Here is a 16,097-nt window from a genome sequence, read left to right as displayed (position 1 = left end):
TCATACACCGCCGGACAAATAATCGGACATTATCTTGATAGCACAGTATTCCCCGCACATGGAACAGGGACCTGTCTGCGGGCACATGCCTTTTGGCTTATCCGGGTCAAGAGCAAGTTCCATCTGCCCTCCCCAGTCAAAATTAGCGCGTCTGTCAGCAAGGAGCTTATCTCTTTCATCAAGACCGTATTTCATAGAATCGCCAATATGTGCTGCGATCCTGAAAGCGATCAGTCCTTCCCTTACCTGTTCAGGTGTCGGGAGGGAAAGGTGTTCGGCAGGAGTGATGTAGCAAAGATAATCAGCACCGTTGCCACTTGCAATACTTGCACCGACCGCACCGGAGATATGGTCATATCCCATACCGACATCAGTTGGCAGCGGACCGGCCACAAAGAGCGGGAAGTTCGAAAGGGAACGGTGTGCTTTGATGTGCTCAGGAATATCATTTGCCTGCACATGACCGCCCATGCCCTCGATTATTACCTGCACACCTGCTTCATTTGCCTGTTCTGCAAGCTTTGCGTTTGTCTTGATCTCCATCATCTGGGGACTGTCGCAAAGGTCATGGACACAACCACTTCGCATGGTGTTCCCGAGTGAAAGGACAACATCGTTCTTTTTCAGTATTGAAAGGACCTCATCGAAATTCTCAAGATAAGGATTCTCACACCCTTCCTTGAGCATCAGCACACTGGTAAAAGAACCGCCTTTTGAGACCATTCCCATGATACGACCTGTGCCTTTCAATTTCTCAAGCATCTGTTTTTCCGTACAATGAACCACAACAGAGCTTACCCCTTCATCCACCTGCTTCCTGAGATAGGAGATCATGTCATCGCCGGTAGCATCCTTCATCCCGCATTCCACCACTGCCTGGTAGACAGGTACAGTGGTAATCGGCAGGGTAGTGTTCTCAAAGACCATCTTCCTGATGGCAGAGATATCGCCACCCATTGAAAGATCTGTGATGGTATCAGCACCATATTTCTCTGCGATCCTTACCTTTTCCAGCTCTGCATCGGGATCAATGCTTGCCGAAGATGTCCCGAGGTTTACGTTGATCTTCGTGGTTGCGCCTTTACCGATTGCAACAGGCGGACAGCCTTCACGAACCATCACAACAAGACTTCCATCGGCAACCCGTGCCAGTACAGTTTCCTCATCGAGGGACTCAACTTTAGCCACATGTTCCATTTCCGGAGTCAGCGTGCCGTTCTTTGCGTATTCTACCTGTGTGGATCTCATGTTATTCTACTCTTAAATGTCGTTTTTATAAATTATTGTAAAGCGGAAATTCCTGCCATTTCAAGAAGTTTCGGTGTATTGGAATTGCCCCCGATAGGCATCAGGTGGACTCCCCTGCACATCTTCCGAAGTTCCCGGATGCTTTCAGCAGCCATCTCGAGCCCTTCCTGAACAGGGTCTTCAGCATCTTCCATGCGGGATATCATCTCATCCCCTACCCTTATCCCCGGAACATTGGCATTCATAAAACGTGCCATCCCTGCCGAACGCAGCGGGATTATCCCTGCTATTACCGGCACATCCGGATCTGGGAATGAATCCATGAACTCGCCAAAACCTTCCACGTCATAGACCGCCTGTGTCTGTATGAACTGTGCACCTGCATCGATCTTCTTCTTAAGTTTTATCATCTGCATCCTGCGTGCTGCATCCGTATTGGAGACCGCGCCCACAGTAAATGACGGAGCACCTGAAAGCTCATTGCCTGCCATGTCATGTCCGCCCATCATCTTAGTGATAAGTGAAAGAAGCTGCACAGAATCCAGATCATACACCGGCTTTGCACCCGCATGATCACCCTTGGTGGGATAATCCCCTGTCATCACACAGAGATTCCTGATGCCAAGGACAGATGCCGCCAGGATATCGGACTGCAATGCCAGACGATTGCGATCACGGCAGGTGAACTGCACTATAACCTCATGACCGGCATCCATCAGTAATTTGCCTACCGCTATCGGACTCATGCGCATCACTGCGCGCTGGTTGTCCGTGATATTGATAGCATCCACCCATCCCCTGATAAGGTCTGCATCCTCAAGTACCGCCGAGATATCAGTACCCTTTGGGGGCGCCACCTCTGCGGTCACAATGAAGCGGTCTGAATTGAGCGCATCGTTGAAAGTTGATAGCATCGTGGGGTAAATATGTAGGTTTGGTTTTTAAATGCATCGCGACAGTGAGGGAAGTTCAGGGTTCAACTTTTCCTTTTGATAAATTCCCGGATGATCGAGGAGAGAAGAATAAGAACTATAGTTGCCCAGAAAAGGAGCTGACTGAACTCACCTTTTGCCCATAAAAGATAAGCGTTATAGAATGCTACAACAACTGCAGTGATGGCAAAAATGCGGGACAGGGTGTTCATTGTTTTTAGATCCATATTACAACACCGTATAACAAACAGAACTCATCATATTAATTTTTTATCAGCGTGTCCGATTAAGCAAATCCTCTAAAGTAAAATATCAGGTAGAAAAGACATGAGCAGATTGCAATCAGGTTATATTCCACTTTTTTAATTGATGCCAGATATCCGGTCAAGCCTCCTAACATTACCAGAACTCCAAAATAATATACAGCATCTACCCTGTATGAGGCTCCTGAAGAAATGTAAATGGAATAATAAAGCACAATCGGACCTGCGACACCTACTGCAGAACTCAAATACTTGTTCTTTAACGCTAAGCCACATAATATGGCTGCAATTGGGGCTAGTAATCCAATAATGAAAAGCAGGTATGAAGGAAGCATATTATCACCTTTTATTAAAATCACATTTCTACATTTGCAAGAAAAAAAATCAAATACTGAACAAAATACCCATAAGTTGCCTCTTTAATCCGCATTTCTTTTAATGGTCTCTTTGATTGAAGCTGCTAACAACGAAAATAGCAAGGAAATAGACAACAATAACTGACTGGAATTATCGTAATACCATCCCTGATAAGCATTGTAAAATGCAGTTATCAGAGCTATTACAATGAACAAATTGAAGAAAATACCAAGATTTTTTGTACTCATTGTATTTTCCCCGTTCTTCGATAAATTCCTGCATACTCGTAGAGTGTCCCACACAGAAAAGCAAAACTTGAAACTACTAACGATCCGGCAAGATCATCCAATACATAGCGGGGCACCATATATATTCCTACAAAAAAAAGAGAGACTTGAATTAGCGATGCTATTACTTTGTTTCTTTCCATGCTATCACAAAGACTTTAATTGAAGCTTTGTCTCTGCCAATATGATCAATGCCTGAGTTATTATCATCTTATTCTCTTCCGTTTACTTTTTAACCCTGTTACTTCACCCTGATCGATCCAATTTTTCCAGTATTTTTTCCATGAAAAACGCCAAGACAGGAACACAGATAACTAATTTGATCCCCCGAGGAAATATCGACCACGGTATAGTCATATTATAGAGTTTTTCTTCAGAAGGTGATGGAAATTCCTTGTATGCTTCAGGGAAAACCTGCTTTATGTATTCGCCATATGTAATGTCGGTACCATACAACTTATTTGCAATCTCAAGCCTATCCTCGGACATTGTATAACTTTCAGATGCGCCCTGAAATGAGCTATTGGAAATGAGTTCATCTTCAACAATTGTGTTTGCTTCTGCCTTTTCCAGCTCCAGAACTTCATTGTTGTACCATATTTCTGCCTTATCATGAATCCTGGATACCGAACTTTCGTCACCGGCAATTCCCACATAGTGACTTGTTATCCCGTCATCATTAATTCTAAAACAGTACGCTACAATGCGTCCTCCTTCCGGAACCTGAGGTACTGAATATATTACAGAACCATATGAAGCTCCTTTCTCCGACGTATTCGTATAATAGCTATTGATCACATCGTTTCTTGCTTCATTTAGTTCTGTTAGCGAAATCGAAGCTGAAAAATTACGTACCATATACACATATTTTGTGCCTTCGTGTGAACGCACCATCCCATCAGCCGGTACTTCATCGGGTATTTGATAATCCCACGTAATATTACCAAAAATTGCCATTACTTCATCCGGTGTTCTAACTATTTCTTCCTGAGGCTGTTCTTCAATAACCACACAACTTTGTTCTGCATTTTCTTCAATTGCCAATCCGGACCCGATCATGCCGATCACAAACAGCAATCCCAGAAATAGCTTTATTTTCATGCAATAACCTCTTGAACCCATTGATCCGGAAGCAAAGATAACCATAGGAGTAAACAGTAAACCTGAAATCAGACACTGATATTTGGATTGGTTGTTCCGTCAAGGCTTCCCAAATATCACAACATCTTTCAATGCCGTATTACGTTCTAAGTGATAAGCAGTATAAATATTTTATATCCATTCCATCAAATTGTTCCTTTTTGGTTTTGGAGATGAAACAAAAACCATCACTTTCTACTCCTTGCCGATAACAACAGTCCGATAATGAGCATTATTGAAGTGAAACCTGGTGTTTGCTTGTTTGTCCCGGGTTCTTCTTGTGTTGTTTCATTATCTATAATCGCGAGATCTGATTCTGATAAACCGGGACCTACAACATCGCTTTCTTCCACAATTTCGACATCATCTATAATCATTCCACTTTCAATGAAAGTTACTGGAATTTCATTGATGCCCATTTGTTTTGCTTCCTCGTCAAATATTCCGTATACTTCATCACACAACGTTTGGACATCATCAATTTCATTTTTGTTCATCCCAACTTCAACTGAGGGACCAAATGTTACACCATATTCTACGACTTGCCCGTTGTCCATATAAGGTTCCATTTCCAACCTGACATCATGCAGGATATCCATCAAATCATTGCCAAAATCAGATCTTTGTTCATCCGTTGTGAGAAGCGGTAATTTTCCATACCTTGCAATAACTGTTGGTTGATATATTCCCCTTCCACTTTTCATGAATTCTTTATCGGCTTCGAGCTCTGATTCACTTAAAAAATTCATGTCAATTTCATACTGTTGCCAGTATTCCCCACGCCCAAACTCTACCGGGACATCCTGAATGTTTAAGTCCCTTGCTTTTTCATCCACAAATGTGTATATTTCATCCATTGTGTCCTGTTCTATTGTCTTATTCTCGAACAATATCACAAGAATTCCATTTGAATTATATCCGCATGTCAGCACTTCTCCATAAGGATACATGTAAGAAGAGACCATACCGTCTTTTAATCCCTCATTCAGTTCCTTGAGCCCAAGAATCCATTCTTGTTTCTCTTCCACCGTATTGAACTCGGGGAGTGTTCCTACGCTGGCAATTGCTTCATGCTCGAAAGGACCTAAGCCGAAAATGAATGTGTATTCTGCATTATTTGTTTGATCAATATCCAATATATTGCCTTCATCGTTGTTTTCCAACGATTTAGGAAGCCTGTTGTTTGTATCTGCAGAGCCAACAAATGCCAATCCAATAAGTAGCAGCAACACAAATGATACACTCATTCCAAATTTTAGTTTTATTTTCATTCATTTCACCTTTGTTGGTCCCAAAAAGAAAGTGAGTGACACTATCCTGTAAATCCGATGGCATTATGTCATATTGTTTCAATCCAACCCATGTTTATCTGGTTCGGATCCATATAGATCATCCCAATATCTATCAGATACACAACTTTCAAATCCCGGTTCATTGGGAGTGTAGTGGACTCCATTGATCTGAGCATGAGACTCATTCGAAAAATTCATAATACTAATCCGTGATATTCGGTGACGCCCATTATAAAAATCAATTAAATAGTCCCAGCCTCTACGTCCTTCCAGAGAAGGGGTTTCAGTGTATGAAAATCCAGAAATACAATTTATCAAAGCATTTATTTCATCTTTATCACGTATTTCAATTAAATTCCCATTGCATCCACGAATAGACATTTTGGTTATATCGGCATAACTGCCATTTACCATCTCCAGATTGCCATTAGCATTAACACTCAATGCCATCCCCAGATTGCCATTAGCATCAACACTCAATTCCATGTCAGATTCATATTGGGTAAATTGTATGAAACTTACCACTCCGATTACAAAAAAAGACAAAATTAGTACATGTGCCATTTTAACCAATAAATATCACTCCCCGCATAATTTTATTTAGTCCAATGATTAATATGAATTTCCTAAAATATAAAAATAAAAGGAAATCAGTTGTATTTTGGAAATATAATTAGGACCTGGTTGTCTGCACCTGTATTCCAATCCTAATTCCAGTCTCACGTAGAACCTCTAGTACATTAGGCACGAATACCGTTGCAGAATTGTTAGTCAAATTTGAATTCAGCGAATGGGTAGATATTGCCCAATTCATAACGATTTTATCGCCTTCAACTCTTGCATTTTCAATTCCCGTATTTCTTGATGATGCCCTATTCATAGAAACATCTTCAATTCCACTTACCAAGAACATCCCTTCAGGAGCATTAGCATTTATTTCAGCAATTTCTTCAGGTGTAAGTGGTTTTTTATCTTCTTTTTCAGATACTATTGTTCTTTTAATTGAATCCTGTCGTAATTCTTCAGGTATTTGATAATCCCATGAAGCATTGCCAAAAGCTGCCATTGTTTCGTCCGGTGTCAGAGCTTTTCCGGGTAATTGTTCTTCAATTCCACTTACCAAAAACATTCCTTCAGGAGCATTTGCATTTATTTCAGCAATTTCCTCAGGTGTAAGTGGTTTTTTAATCATATTTTGCCTTAATCTCTCTTCACGCAACCTTTTCTTTTCGATCGACTCTGGAGTTTCCTTATATATTTCAGCACGCACATGATCAGGCATAATCCAAGTAGGATACATTTCATCTACTTCTTCCGGAGTCAATTGACGACCATAATCGGTTTCCTTATATTCAGTTGCCGATCCCAATCCGATCATACCGACCACAATAAGCAGTCCTAAAAGTAGTTTTAATTTCATATTTTACCCCTTTATTCCATTCACCCCAGAGGCAAGATCAGGTAAGCTCTAAATATGTACAAGGAAAACATATCCATGCCACTGTAGATGAAGTTCAAATTCGCCCAAGAAAATTAATTGGAACCTCCATCATATACTTTTTGAATGTGCATGCTATTCTAGGAACTCACCCTATAAATATTTTCTAGCCATATCATCAAACTGTTCTAGTTCAGTTGGAAGATATGGTCACAAGATTAAGGAGTTTTTTTACAATTTCGCTAAAGATTTTAGGTGAGATTTTCTGCAATATTTCCACCATCATCTTGTTGATCAAAACAACATATATTTCATTCTGCAATCAATTGCAAGAAGATATCATGAAGTGAAAGTTCTTCCTCTGCAAACTTCAAAATTGTCCAATTATTTGAATTTATTGTTTTTGCGATTTCCTGATAATTATTAGTCTTTGTATGAAGTAAAATATTATCTTCTGAAACGTTAGCACTAATAACACCATTTATTGAGCTTAACATTGCAGCTAACTCTTCGAGTGGTTTACCTTCAACTTCAAGTTTGTAATAAACACCATTTATAGTATGGATCATTTCCCGAAGTTCATTTTTAGATCCAATGGCCCGAAGACTCCCTTTTTTTATAATGGCAACACGATCACATATTTCTTCGACTTCTTCCATTGAATGTGAACTCAAAAAAACAGTAGCTCCTTTATTTTTGCTGAGATCAACAATTAAGTTTCTCATCATCTGTGCACCCTCTGGATCAATACCACTTGTAGGCTCATCCAGAAATACAATTTCAGGATCATTTACGAGTGCCTGAGCAAGTCCAAACCTTTTTCTCATCCCGGTTGAAAAACCACCTAATTTCTGATCTATTGCATCACTTAATCCTAACAGTTCAAGTAACTTTTCGATTTTATATTCCTTGTCAGGAATATCATAAAAGCTGGCATAAAACCTCAGGTTTTGTCGAGCAGTCAGATCATCATAATAACCGGCCGGTTCTGGAAGAACCCCTGTTATTTGCCTTATATTTATAATCTCTTTCACGATATCAAAGCCGGCGACGTGACCCTCGCCGCCGGTTGGTTCCAATAAACCAATCAACATCTTCATAGTTGTGGTTTTACCAGCACCATTAGGACCAATAAAACCAAAAATCTCACCTTTGTTAACTTTAAAACTAAGTGAATTAACTGCTACGATCTCATTTTGTTTCCCAAATTTCTTCGTTAATTCGTTTACAATAATTGGATATTCATATTCCATAAAATCATCTCCTTCCAAATTTATAAATAATCAGTCCAAGAACACATATAGAAATCAGAATAAGTCCCACACCGAAAAAACCACTACTTTCTGATCTTTCAACTACTATAGCAATTGTTCCATCTTCGCTATTGGTAGTATCGCTTATTGCACGCATCAAAATATCCTTAGAACCAGAAGATGCATCAGCCCTTACTGAGATCTGGACGGGGATTTCTTTTGATTCACCGGAGTCAAGCTTTTCGATGGCGCCAAACATCCTTACATCAGTTGATATTCCAGAAACATCCTGCATCCGAAGTTCAACATTTTCAAGTTGTTGTATTCCTGTATTCTTGATTGTCACATAAATCTCGGAATCGGAACCCGGACTTAAAATTAAGTTTACTTCTTCGGGGATGAGTACCAATGCTTCATTTGTCTCAATGTTACCATTAATTTCCAATTCCAATGTTTCTTTGGCACTTTGCTGACCATTTTCCGGGGTTGCTGCAACAGTAATAGTATAACTCTCATCTACAGTATTAATAGGCGGATTGACACGAACAATAAAATCCTGCTGACTCTTTTTTTCAAGACTTTGCTTCGTGATTCTATATTTTTTATTTTCAATTTCAAGAAGTTGAATGTCCCAATTCTCAGGCTTTTCCAGAACATCCAGATTGACTTTAATCCGGTGATCATAATTATTTTCAATCGTGACAATAAACTCAACCGGTTCTGCCGGAGAGGTTTCAAGACCTGGGATTGCAGAATATAATTGCATGTTTATATCCGCATCACTATCGATTTTTACAACAAATTCCTGTATGGAAATGTCTCCTTCATCCGGAACAAAATTTACCCAGACTGAATATACTCCATCGTTCGCTTCTGAAGGAGTTCTCACTCTTAAAATGACATTTCTCTTTTTGTTTTCGTTTTCAGGAAAATTCAGAAAAAGAATTTGTTCGTTTTCTTCATAAAAACCAACATCCCAATTTTTGGGACCACTTGAAACTGATAGCCCGATCCATGCTTTTTCACTGCTATTGTGTCCCCTTTGAATCGTTATAGGAAATTCAATGATATCTCCTGAGATTGCTACTTTCCCGGTGGTTTCCGATGTTGCAACCACAGTTCCCCAATCTGCAGAAGCTATAGAAGATACCGGAGAAAGAAGTACAAAAAGTACTAACAATAGCGCTTTTATTGAATTATTTCGACACATGGCACTCCCCATCTTATAAAGTGATATCCTTTTTCAAAAATGCAATTACAGAGGCTATTAGTGATACAATGGAAAATGATATGAGAATCACCAAATTTGGCCAGAATTCAGCAGCCCAATCAGATAAGGTATAACTGGTATCAAAAATTCCTCCAATTGCTGAAGAAGAGCCAAGTGATTCTTTTTCAATATCCTGCATGCCTACTGTAAGTGCCGCATAATGGTGTTCCGGAATGAAATTTATATAATACAGAGTTTGCTCAGTTGCAATTTCAGCGCTGTCTGTCAATATGTATGATGATGTAAATATTAATTCAGCAAACAAGACCGTAATGACCAGCCAGATGGCAATGTTGAATAGTAATGATATGTTAGCTTTTTTTGCAATGATCGATATAGTCATTGATAATGCAAGGAAAAACAACACGTAGAAGAAAGTTAAAACTACAAAGAGCTCTATTCGGATTATGTGTTGCATTGTTACCGGCAAACCGGAAACAATCAGCATAGCTCCTGCAGCAATATTTATTGAAATGAAGAGTATCAATAAGATGCAGGTAGCTAATCCTAGGATTTTTCCCAATATTATATTGTCCCGAAACACTGGATGCGTCAATAATACATTCATAGAATTGGATTTTGTTTCTTTAACAATTGCATCGAAACCAAGAACAATTCCAATAATGGGCGCAAATCGTCCAACGACGCTGGAAACTCCCTGAAATCCTCTCATGACGTCGGGCATCCCCAGTACAGTTGAAGTATATTCAACTTCCATTCCTTTTACATATGACCATGCAAGAATTACTAATGTGAATGTGGCAACAAAAGAGAGGAAGATCGGGCTTTTCAAATGATCAACAAACTCTTTTTTTGCTATTAATGTTGCATTGTGAATATTGATTGACATTGGATCCGTCTCCTTAGATGTCCTCTCTCAAAAATGAAATATATGAACCAACAAGCAAAATTACAGGAAGTACAAGTAGAATTATTATATTTTGCCAATAGTATCCAATTAAGTAGGATATGGAATGTTTTGTATCAAGAAAACCATGTACATCTCTTTCAATATGGAATGTGCCGTAGCTTAAATCCAGAGATCCTACAGTAACTTCTGCGAAATGATGGATGGGGGATATATTAAAAAGCAAGGCACCTGTGGAAAAGAACTTGTCCGTCATTTCAAACATGGATTGACCTGTTATGACAGACGATAGCATTATGATTGTAGGACCTAAAACAAAGCACATGTTTATCCATACAATAACACCCCATGCGAGAGATGTGATCTCTGTCTTACACCGTATTGATGTGAATAGACCAAATAAAGCAAAAGTCAAAAGATATAGGTATCCAAAAATTCCAAAAATCATCAGGCGTGAAAGTGCTTCAAATTGTACAATTTTCCCGGAAACTAGAAAATCAGATGCTGTGATAATCATCATGGACAGGAGCACAACCAAACCAAGAGTTGTGCCTATTCCAAGGAATTTGCCTGTTATGATGTTGTCGCGGAATACCGGATGTGTAAGAAGTACATTCAAGCTTCTGCTGTTCTTTTCTCGTATGATAGCATCGTACCCCAGAGCAATAGCCAAAAGTGGGAAAAAAACACCAAATGTTTGTGCAATGTCTCCAAGCGTGTTATTGCCTTGCGTATATACAAACAATGTAATCATGAAGATGGACATTAGCACGAGAAAACTGGGCTCATGCAATTTATCTGAAAATTCCTTTTTTGCAATTATTAGCACAGCATTTTTATTTGTCATAAAAAAACCTCTTTTTTTGTAGCATCCATACACCCATCAAGCAGAAAACAAATTGAAAAAGACGAAAAGATGGACTCTGTTTATTTTCAGTTACATTGGCCAATGAGTCATTTAGAACGGGTGTTTCGTTCAAATCTTTTTCATTATTGATCTTAGTAGGATTATCATTTCCGATAATCTGACTCACAGCCATCTCTTCCCATCCATTTGCAATATCTTGATCATTTAAAGAGATCAGATGGGGGCTTCCATGCATATTCCCATTTTCAGAAAAATGAATAAAATCCACTGTCAATATATTTCCATCTGGACTCCATCCATCTAAAAAATCATGCCTGCCTTTTAAAGATGGTGTCAATTGGGTTAGATTTGTACCATCAGAATTGATTATAAAAAGTGGAGCTGCAACGTTTTTTGCCTTCTTGAGAGAGGGTTCCATATCTATTAATTCCCCATTCTGGTACAACGCTGATGTGAAAGCAATACGTTCTCCAGTTGGGCTTATCGAAATTTGTTCCCATTCATAAGTATCCCATATGTGGTGAGTTGTCAGTCCAATATCTGCTATAAATGAAATATTTGTACCATCAGTATCTATCGAGTAAATTTTGTTCTCGTTTTCAAGAAAGAGTATTTTAGTTCCATCAGGGAACCAACGAGGTTCAGTTGCATTGCCTTCGTACAGAAGACGTTTACTATGATCTTTTCCTTCAAGAATGTATAAACTTCCATTTTTATTTATTAGCATGGCTGAACCATTGGGTTGCCAGCTTCCAACATATGCTTTTGTAAGGGTTGACCCATTAATATTTGATATATAATGATGATATTTATCATCCACTGAATATATGGGGAATGTCATTTTTTGTTTGTCGGGACTGAATGAAACAATTCCATGTTTTTCTCCATCATTATCTGAAACAAAAGCCTGGACAGAATTACCTCTATCATCAGTAACCAACAACGAACCATCTCTTGTTAAGAAAAAAACCGTCGTAGAGTTATACCATACGAGTTTTCTTGCTTTAGCTCTCAATTCAAAAGAGTTTGTTCCATCTATGTTTTCAATCCACAGATTTCCGAGAAAATTATCCGGATCTTCATATTCAAAAGCTACTTTGGTACTATCCGGACTAAATGTTAAATCCCTGTACCGGACTCCCCCTCCAAGATTGTTTATTGCTTTGTCAAGAGTGGTTTTGTTTTGGGAACCGATTACTCTCATATCGGTGCCATCCGGATCACAAATTATATAATTACTGCCGCCTGTCCCCTTTCCCTGTCCCCATTTTGAAACTGAGAAATAAATTTTGGCTCCAGAGGGAATCCATCCAATGAATGGGGACAAATAATTACTTTCTTTCTCTGTAATTCCATAATCAATTTCTCCGAATGCTCTGTTTTCAATATCTATCAAATAATGTTTATTGATTCCTTCAAACATTGAAATTGATTTATGTGATCGGACGAGCAAGTACCCCCCATCTGGACTCCATTCTGCAAGGGATGAACTAAATCCTTCTTCAGTTTGAATCAAATCATTGATTTGGATGGAGCTGATGGCATTATTACTCGAGCTGGATGATGCTGACACTAATCCAACCATAAAAATTACTATGAATAGAATTGACATACTTTTAATCATTTTAAACGATCCCATTAGAAATTAAATTTGTCACATCCTAAAAAATTAGTTCGTTCTGGTTTAGTTCCAAAACGAACAATGCTATTTTAGTTTCTATACACAGTGAAAGTATAGGCTCTATCTTCGAGATCACCAGTAATTTTCACATATGCAGGTGAACTGTCCAATGAGTAATCATATCCTGCATTGTTGTTCTTTTCAAGACGTTGCATCAGATCTTTATCATTATCAAAGAGTTCTGCTTTCACGTTGTTGTTATATGATGTACTATCAAGGAACATTTCAAGATAATCTCCTGCATCTGGAGTTGTACTTATCCACACATCAATATTGTCAACAGGACTTTCTGTCAGTTGTCCACTAACAAAATTGTATCCATTGTTCATGGTAAAACTCTTGGCTGTACTCCATGTACTTCCTGCATCAGGAGACTCTGCTGCTGCCACACCTACCAATGCTACACAAACTGCAAGTGCTACCAGTATACTACTTATTTTTCTCATTTCTTTACCCCTTTACTCAAGTTACTCCAGAGGCAAAGCTACGCTTATATAGTGTAAACTACAAACCTAACCTTGCCTCCGGGCACGGGGTTCAGATATCACTGTAAGATTAAGCTGGACCCCCACTAACATCTTTGCGATGTTGCACTATATCCTAGATGAGAGATAGTATAAATATAATCTGTCCATATCATCCAACTGTTTTCTTTCAGTTGGATGATATGGACACAAAACTTATATCCTATTTTTTTTACAATATTGTTTGTAAAATTATGGAGGATATTATATGATCAAGAAAATAGGATTATTGTTAATAGTGATGCTTGTGTCGGTATCTTTTGCCGCAGCTACCGCCAGTCAGGACAACGGATATACTATCGTTCCTGTCAAGTCAGACGATACCATTACACCCAGATGGGTTGCTGACACTATAACTCAAGGAGAAACAAACTGGCATAGTAGAACAGTCAGTTCTTACACAACTTCACACCATATAGACCTGAACTGGGGTGACACAAGCGACTCGCTCAGGTTAAAAGTGTATACTCCAAGTTACCAGCTGATCGGGACATACTATGACAGTTCTGATGGCGTCATCGATGGAAGAATTAACATTGAAATAACAAACTCAGGTGGAATTGAAATCGGAACATGGCATCACGAGGTTTACGGCTATAGTGTTACAGGTACAGAAGATTATTATATCTGAAAATTGTTTCCATTGTTATGAAAAATTTATGGACCACGTTTTTGCTTTTCATACTCGTTTGCAGTCCAGCTTTAGCCAGTGCAAACGGCTATGAAGTAGCTCCATATACGGGCCCAGAAAGAGGTATGTATGAAGGTGGTGGCGACGACACCACCCTGTCTTTCTGGGAACTTCCTTTTAAGCTTCAACTAATTTATATATCAGGACTGCTGGTGACTTCCGTAACCCTTTACAAGTTCCTGCCTTTGTTGCTCGGAAGAGTAAGACAAAACTGCAAAAACCAAAATCGGGATGAAATTCTTGAATTTATAACCGCTAACCCCGGAAGTACGATCTCTGACATTGGAAAACAACTCAAATTGAACAGAGGTACTATTAAATATCACTTAAAAATACTTCAGATGTGCAATAAAATAAAATGTGTAAGGAAAGGAAAAATTGTAATGATTTTTAAGAATTCTTACAAATGGTCCAACACAGAACAAAAAATTGCATTCTTTCTGCGAAATGACACGGGAAAAACAATTTTGATTTCCATTCTGCATAAACCGGGAATGACAAACCAGGATCTCACGAAGACATTTAATCTAGACAAAAGCACCGTGCACTGGCATATTAATGACATGCACAATGAAGGACTTGTACATTTCAAGAACGATGGAAAATACAAAAGATGCTTTATTAATCCGGTGATAGAGGCAGATCTGATAAAAGCCATATCGGAATCGGAACCTGCCATTTCAGCAAGTTAATCATCAGATCGTGATTTCAGAATGTGCCCAGTATCAAAGAAATGGAAGGTGATACCAGATCTTCTTTTCTCCTGTACCAGACCATGAATAAAACGTGGGCAAACGTAACAAAGAACGCCGGAATGAATATTCCCATCACATCATCGTAATGTTCCTTTTTGGTTTGGAGATGCACCAAAACCCATCACTTTCTACTCGTTGCCGATAACAACAGTCCGATAATAAACATTATTGAGGTAAAACCTGGTGTTTGCTTGTTTGTATCGGGTTCTTCCTGTGTTGTTTCATTGCCTATAATCACAAGATTTCCATCTTCATCAAAATAGGCTTCATCCCTGGTATAGGTTATAACATTTCCGTCGTCATCTATCACGCAAATATCTTCTTCATCTGATGATGGTGGAGTGGTTACAGCTTCACATAAGATAATAGGCTCTTCCCATTCAAAGAGCACTGGCACCCCATTTATCCCTGCTTCCTGTTCAAAGTGTCTGTCTATTGTCTGGTATATTTCATCAATTACTGACTCATTTACTTTTTCCGGGTTTTCTAAGTCCATCCCCACAAACAGATATCCGTTAATGCTGACCCCATAACCTATTACCGGCCCTCCAAACTCAGCAAAAAAAGGGTCCAGTTCCCTGCCCTTGGAATGGCCAAGTAGATCCGTCCATTTTCTTTTTTCACTTTCCTGCTTGATTACGGGCATTGTCCCGTAGGCAGCTATGAACAATGGATTGCTTTTAGCTTCTTCAAAGATCTCTGGGCCATAGTCAGGTAAGGGCATATCTTCGTCATCCTGTGCCCACATAAAGACCACGGGTATATCGCTGATTCCCTCTTCCTTCTCACAGTGCTCCTCTATTTTCCGGTAGATTTCATCAATTTCTGACTCATTCATTTTTCCCTGATAAGCAGAACCCAGATGAACTTCCAGCAATTCATGGGCGCAAAAGATGTATTTTATAGAACTGTCAATTGTATAGGAGGGACCCATTTTTATGGAATCATAGCATCTGGTAACCGACTTTTCCCATTCCTGATCAGTTATTTCGGGAAAATTTCCCCTGCTTGTTATGAACAGTGGGTGAATCTTACATTCTTCAAAATAGGAATTAGAGGTATTTGAATCGGCGATCTCATCGGTATTTTCAGAATCATTTAATTTCAGTAGTTCCCTAATTTTTTCTCATTTTTGTCTTAGCTCCACTATGTCTCACCTCAAACATTCCACCACTGTCTGAATCCTTAACTTTCTCCTCAGCCATTCCTCTATCAAGAGAATGAACCTAT

Annotated in this window: 19 protein-coding genes; 2 read left to right on the top strand and 17 right to left on the bottom strand. The window is 39.1% G+C overall.

Annotated features, from left to right (window positions below; genetic code table 11):
• From thiC to E7X56_RS00020, 15 genes are all read right to left on the bottom strand, one after another.
• Positions 1-1,248, bottom strand: a complete 1,248-nt coding sequence (gene thiC / locus E7X56_RS00090) for a phosphomethylpyrimidine synthase ThiC (protein ID WP_135603659.1) — start codon at positions 1,246-1,248, stop codon at positions 1-3.
• Positions 1,249-1,280: 32 nt separating this feature from the next.
• A complete protein-coding gene (locus E7X56_RS00085; protein WP_135603657.1) occupies positions 1,281-2,162 on the bottom strand; it encodes a methylenetetrahydrofolate reductase in 882 nt (293 codons plus the stop codon).
• Positions 2,163-2,224: 62 nt separating this feature from the next.
• Positions 2,225-2,407, bottom strand: coding sequence for a hypothetical protein (locus E7X56_RS00080; RefSeq protein WP_135603655.1), 183 nt, complete (start codon positions 2,405-2,407; stop codon positions 2,225-2,227).
• A 59-nt stretch (positions 2,408-2,466) separates the two neighbouring features.
• Positions 2,467-2,778: a hypothetical protein gene (locus E7X56_RS00075; RefSeq protein ID WP_135603653.1), complete on the bottom strand. Its 312-nt coding sequence runs from the start codon at positions 2,776-2,778 to the stop codon at positions 2,467-2,469.
• Positions 2,779-2,862: 84 nt separating this feature from the next.
• Positions 2,863-3,048: a hypothetical protein gene (locus tag E7X56_RS00070; protein ID WP_135603651.1), complete on the bottom strand. Its 186-nt coding sequence runs from the start codon at positions 3,046-3,048 to the stop codon at positions 2,863-2,865.
• 285 nt (positions 3,049-3,333) lie between these two features.
• On the bottom strand, positions 3,334-4,188 hold the full coding sequence (locus E7X56_RS00065; RefSeq protein WP_135603649.1) for a hypothetical protein: 855 nt from the start codon (positions 4,186-4,188) through the stop codon (positions 3,334-3,336).
• A gap of 227 nt (positions 4,189-4,415) precedes the next feature.
• Positions 4,416-5,498, bottom strand: a complete 1,083-nt coding sequence (locus E7X56_RS00060) for a hypothetical protein (protein WP_135603647.1) — start codon at positions 5,496-5,498, stop codon at positions 4,416-4,418.
• A 78-nt stretch (positions 5,499-5,576) separates the two neighbouring features.
• Complete coding sequence (locus tag E7X56_RS00055) at positions 5,577-6,083, bottom strand: hypothetical protein (RefSeq protein ID WP_135603645.1); 507 nt, start codon at positions 6,081-6,083, stop codon at positions 5,577-5,579.
• A 109-nt stretch (positions 6,084-6,192) separates the two neighbouring features.
• Positions 6,193-6,939: a hypothetical protein gene (locus E7X56_RS00050; RefSeq protein WP_135603643.1), complete on the bottom strand. Its 747-nt coding sequence runs from the start codon at positions 6,937-6,939 to the stop codon at positions 6,193-6,195.
• A 329-nt stretch (positions 6,940-7,268) separates the two neighbouring features.
• Positions 7,269-8,210, bottom strand: coding sequence for an ABC transporter ATP-binding protein (locus E7X56_RS00045; protein WP_135603641.1), 942 nt, complete (start codon positions 8,208-8,210; stop codon positions 7,269-7,271).
• A 4-nt stretch (positions 8,211-8,214) separates the two neighbouring features.
• A complete protein-coding gene (locus E7X56_RS00040) occupies positions 8,215-9,420 on the bottom strand; it encodes a hypothetical protein (protein WP_135603639.1) in 1,206 nt (401 codons plus the stop codon).
• A 13-nt stretch (positions 9,421-9,433) separates the two neighbouring features.
• Complete coding sequence (locus tag E7X56_RS00035; RefSeq protein ID WP_135603638.1) at positions 9,434-10,330, bottom strand: ABC transporter permease; 897 nt, start codon at positions 10,328-10,330, stop codon at positions 9,434-9,436.
• Between the two features lie 13 nt (positions 10,331-10,343).
• Positions 10,344-11,195 carry an ABC transporter permease gene (locus tag E7X56_RS00030; RefSeq protein WP_135603636.1) on the bottom strand — a complete coding sequence of 284 codons (852 nt, stop codon included), beginning with the start codon at positions 11,193-11,195 and terminating at the stop codon, positions 10,344-10,346.
• Positions 11,185-12,855, bottom strand: coding sequence for a Tol biopolymer transporter (locus E7X56_RS00025; protein WP_244603337.1), 1,671 nt, complete (start codon positions 12,853-12,855; stop codon positions 11,185-11,187). Before E7X56_RS00025 ends, E7X56_RS00030 begins: the two co-directional genes overlap by 11 nt.
• A gap of 71 nt (positions 12,856-12,926) precedes the next feature.
• Positions 12,927-13,343 (bottom strand): hypothetical protein, encoded by a 417-nt coding sequence (locus E7X56_RS00020; protein WP_135603634.1) that lies wholly within the window; start codon positions 13,341-13,343, stop codon positions 12,927-12,929.
• A 286-nt stretch (positions 13,344-13,629) separates the two neighbouring features.
• Between E7X56_RS00020 and E7X56_RS00015 the strand changes: the two genes are divergently transcribed.
• Complete coding sequence (locus tag E7X56_RS00015; protein ID WP_135603632.1) at positions 13,630-14,052, top strand: peptidase domain-containing protein; 423 nt, start codon at positions 13,630-13,632, stop codon at positions 14,050-14,052.
• A 17-nt stretch (positions 14,053-14,069) separates the two neighbouring features.
• A complete protein-coding gene (locus tag E7X56_RS00010) occupies positions 14,070-14,804 on the top strand; it encodes a winged helix-turn-helix transcriptional regulator (protein ID WP_135603630.1) in 735 nt (244 codons plus the stop codon).
• Between the two features lie 16 nt (positions 14,805-14,820).
• Here E7X56_RS00010 and E7X56_RS11655 read toward each other — a convergent pair whose 3' ends face one another.
• Together E7X56_RS11655 and E7X56_RS00005 are read right to left on the bottom strand one after the other, a co-directional pair.
• Positions 14,821-14,982 (bottom strand): hypothetical protein, encoded by a 162-nt coding sequence (locus E7X56_RS11655; protein ID WP_167879400.1) that lies wholly within the window; start codon positions 14,980-14,982, stop codon positions 14,821-14,823.
• 6 nt (positions 14,983-14,988) lie between these two features.
• Positions 14,989-15,744 carry a hypothetical protein gene (locus E7X56_RS00005; RefSeq protein ID WP_135603627.1) on the bottom strand — a complete coding sequence of 252 codons (756 nt, stop codon included), beginning with the start codon at positions 15,742-15,744 and terminating at the stop codon, positions 14,989-14,991.
• Positions 15,745-16,097 lie beyond the last annotated feature (353 nt).

Origin of the sequence: Methanococcoides sp. NM1, assembly GCF_900774285.1 — an archaeon.
Taxonomy (GTDB): Archaea; Halobacteriota; Methanosarcinia; order Methanosarcinales; family Methanosarcinaceae; genus Methanococcoides; species Methanococcoides vulcani.
This window is presented reverse-complemented; position numbering and strand designations above follow the sequence as displayed.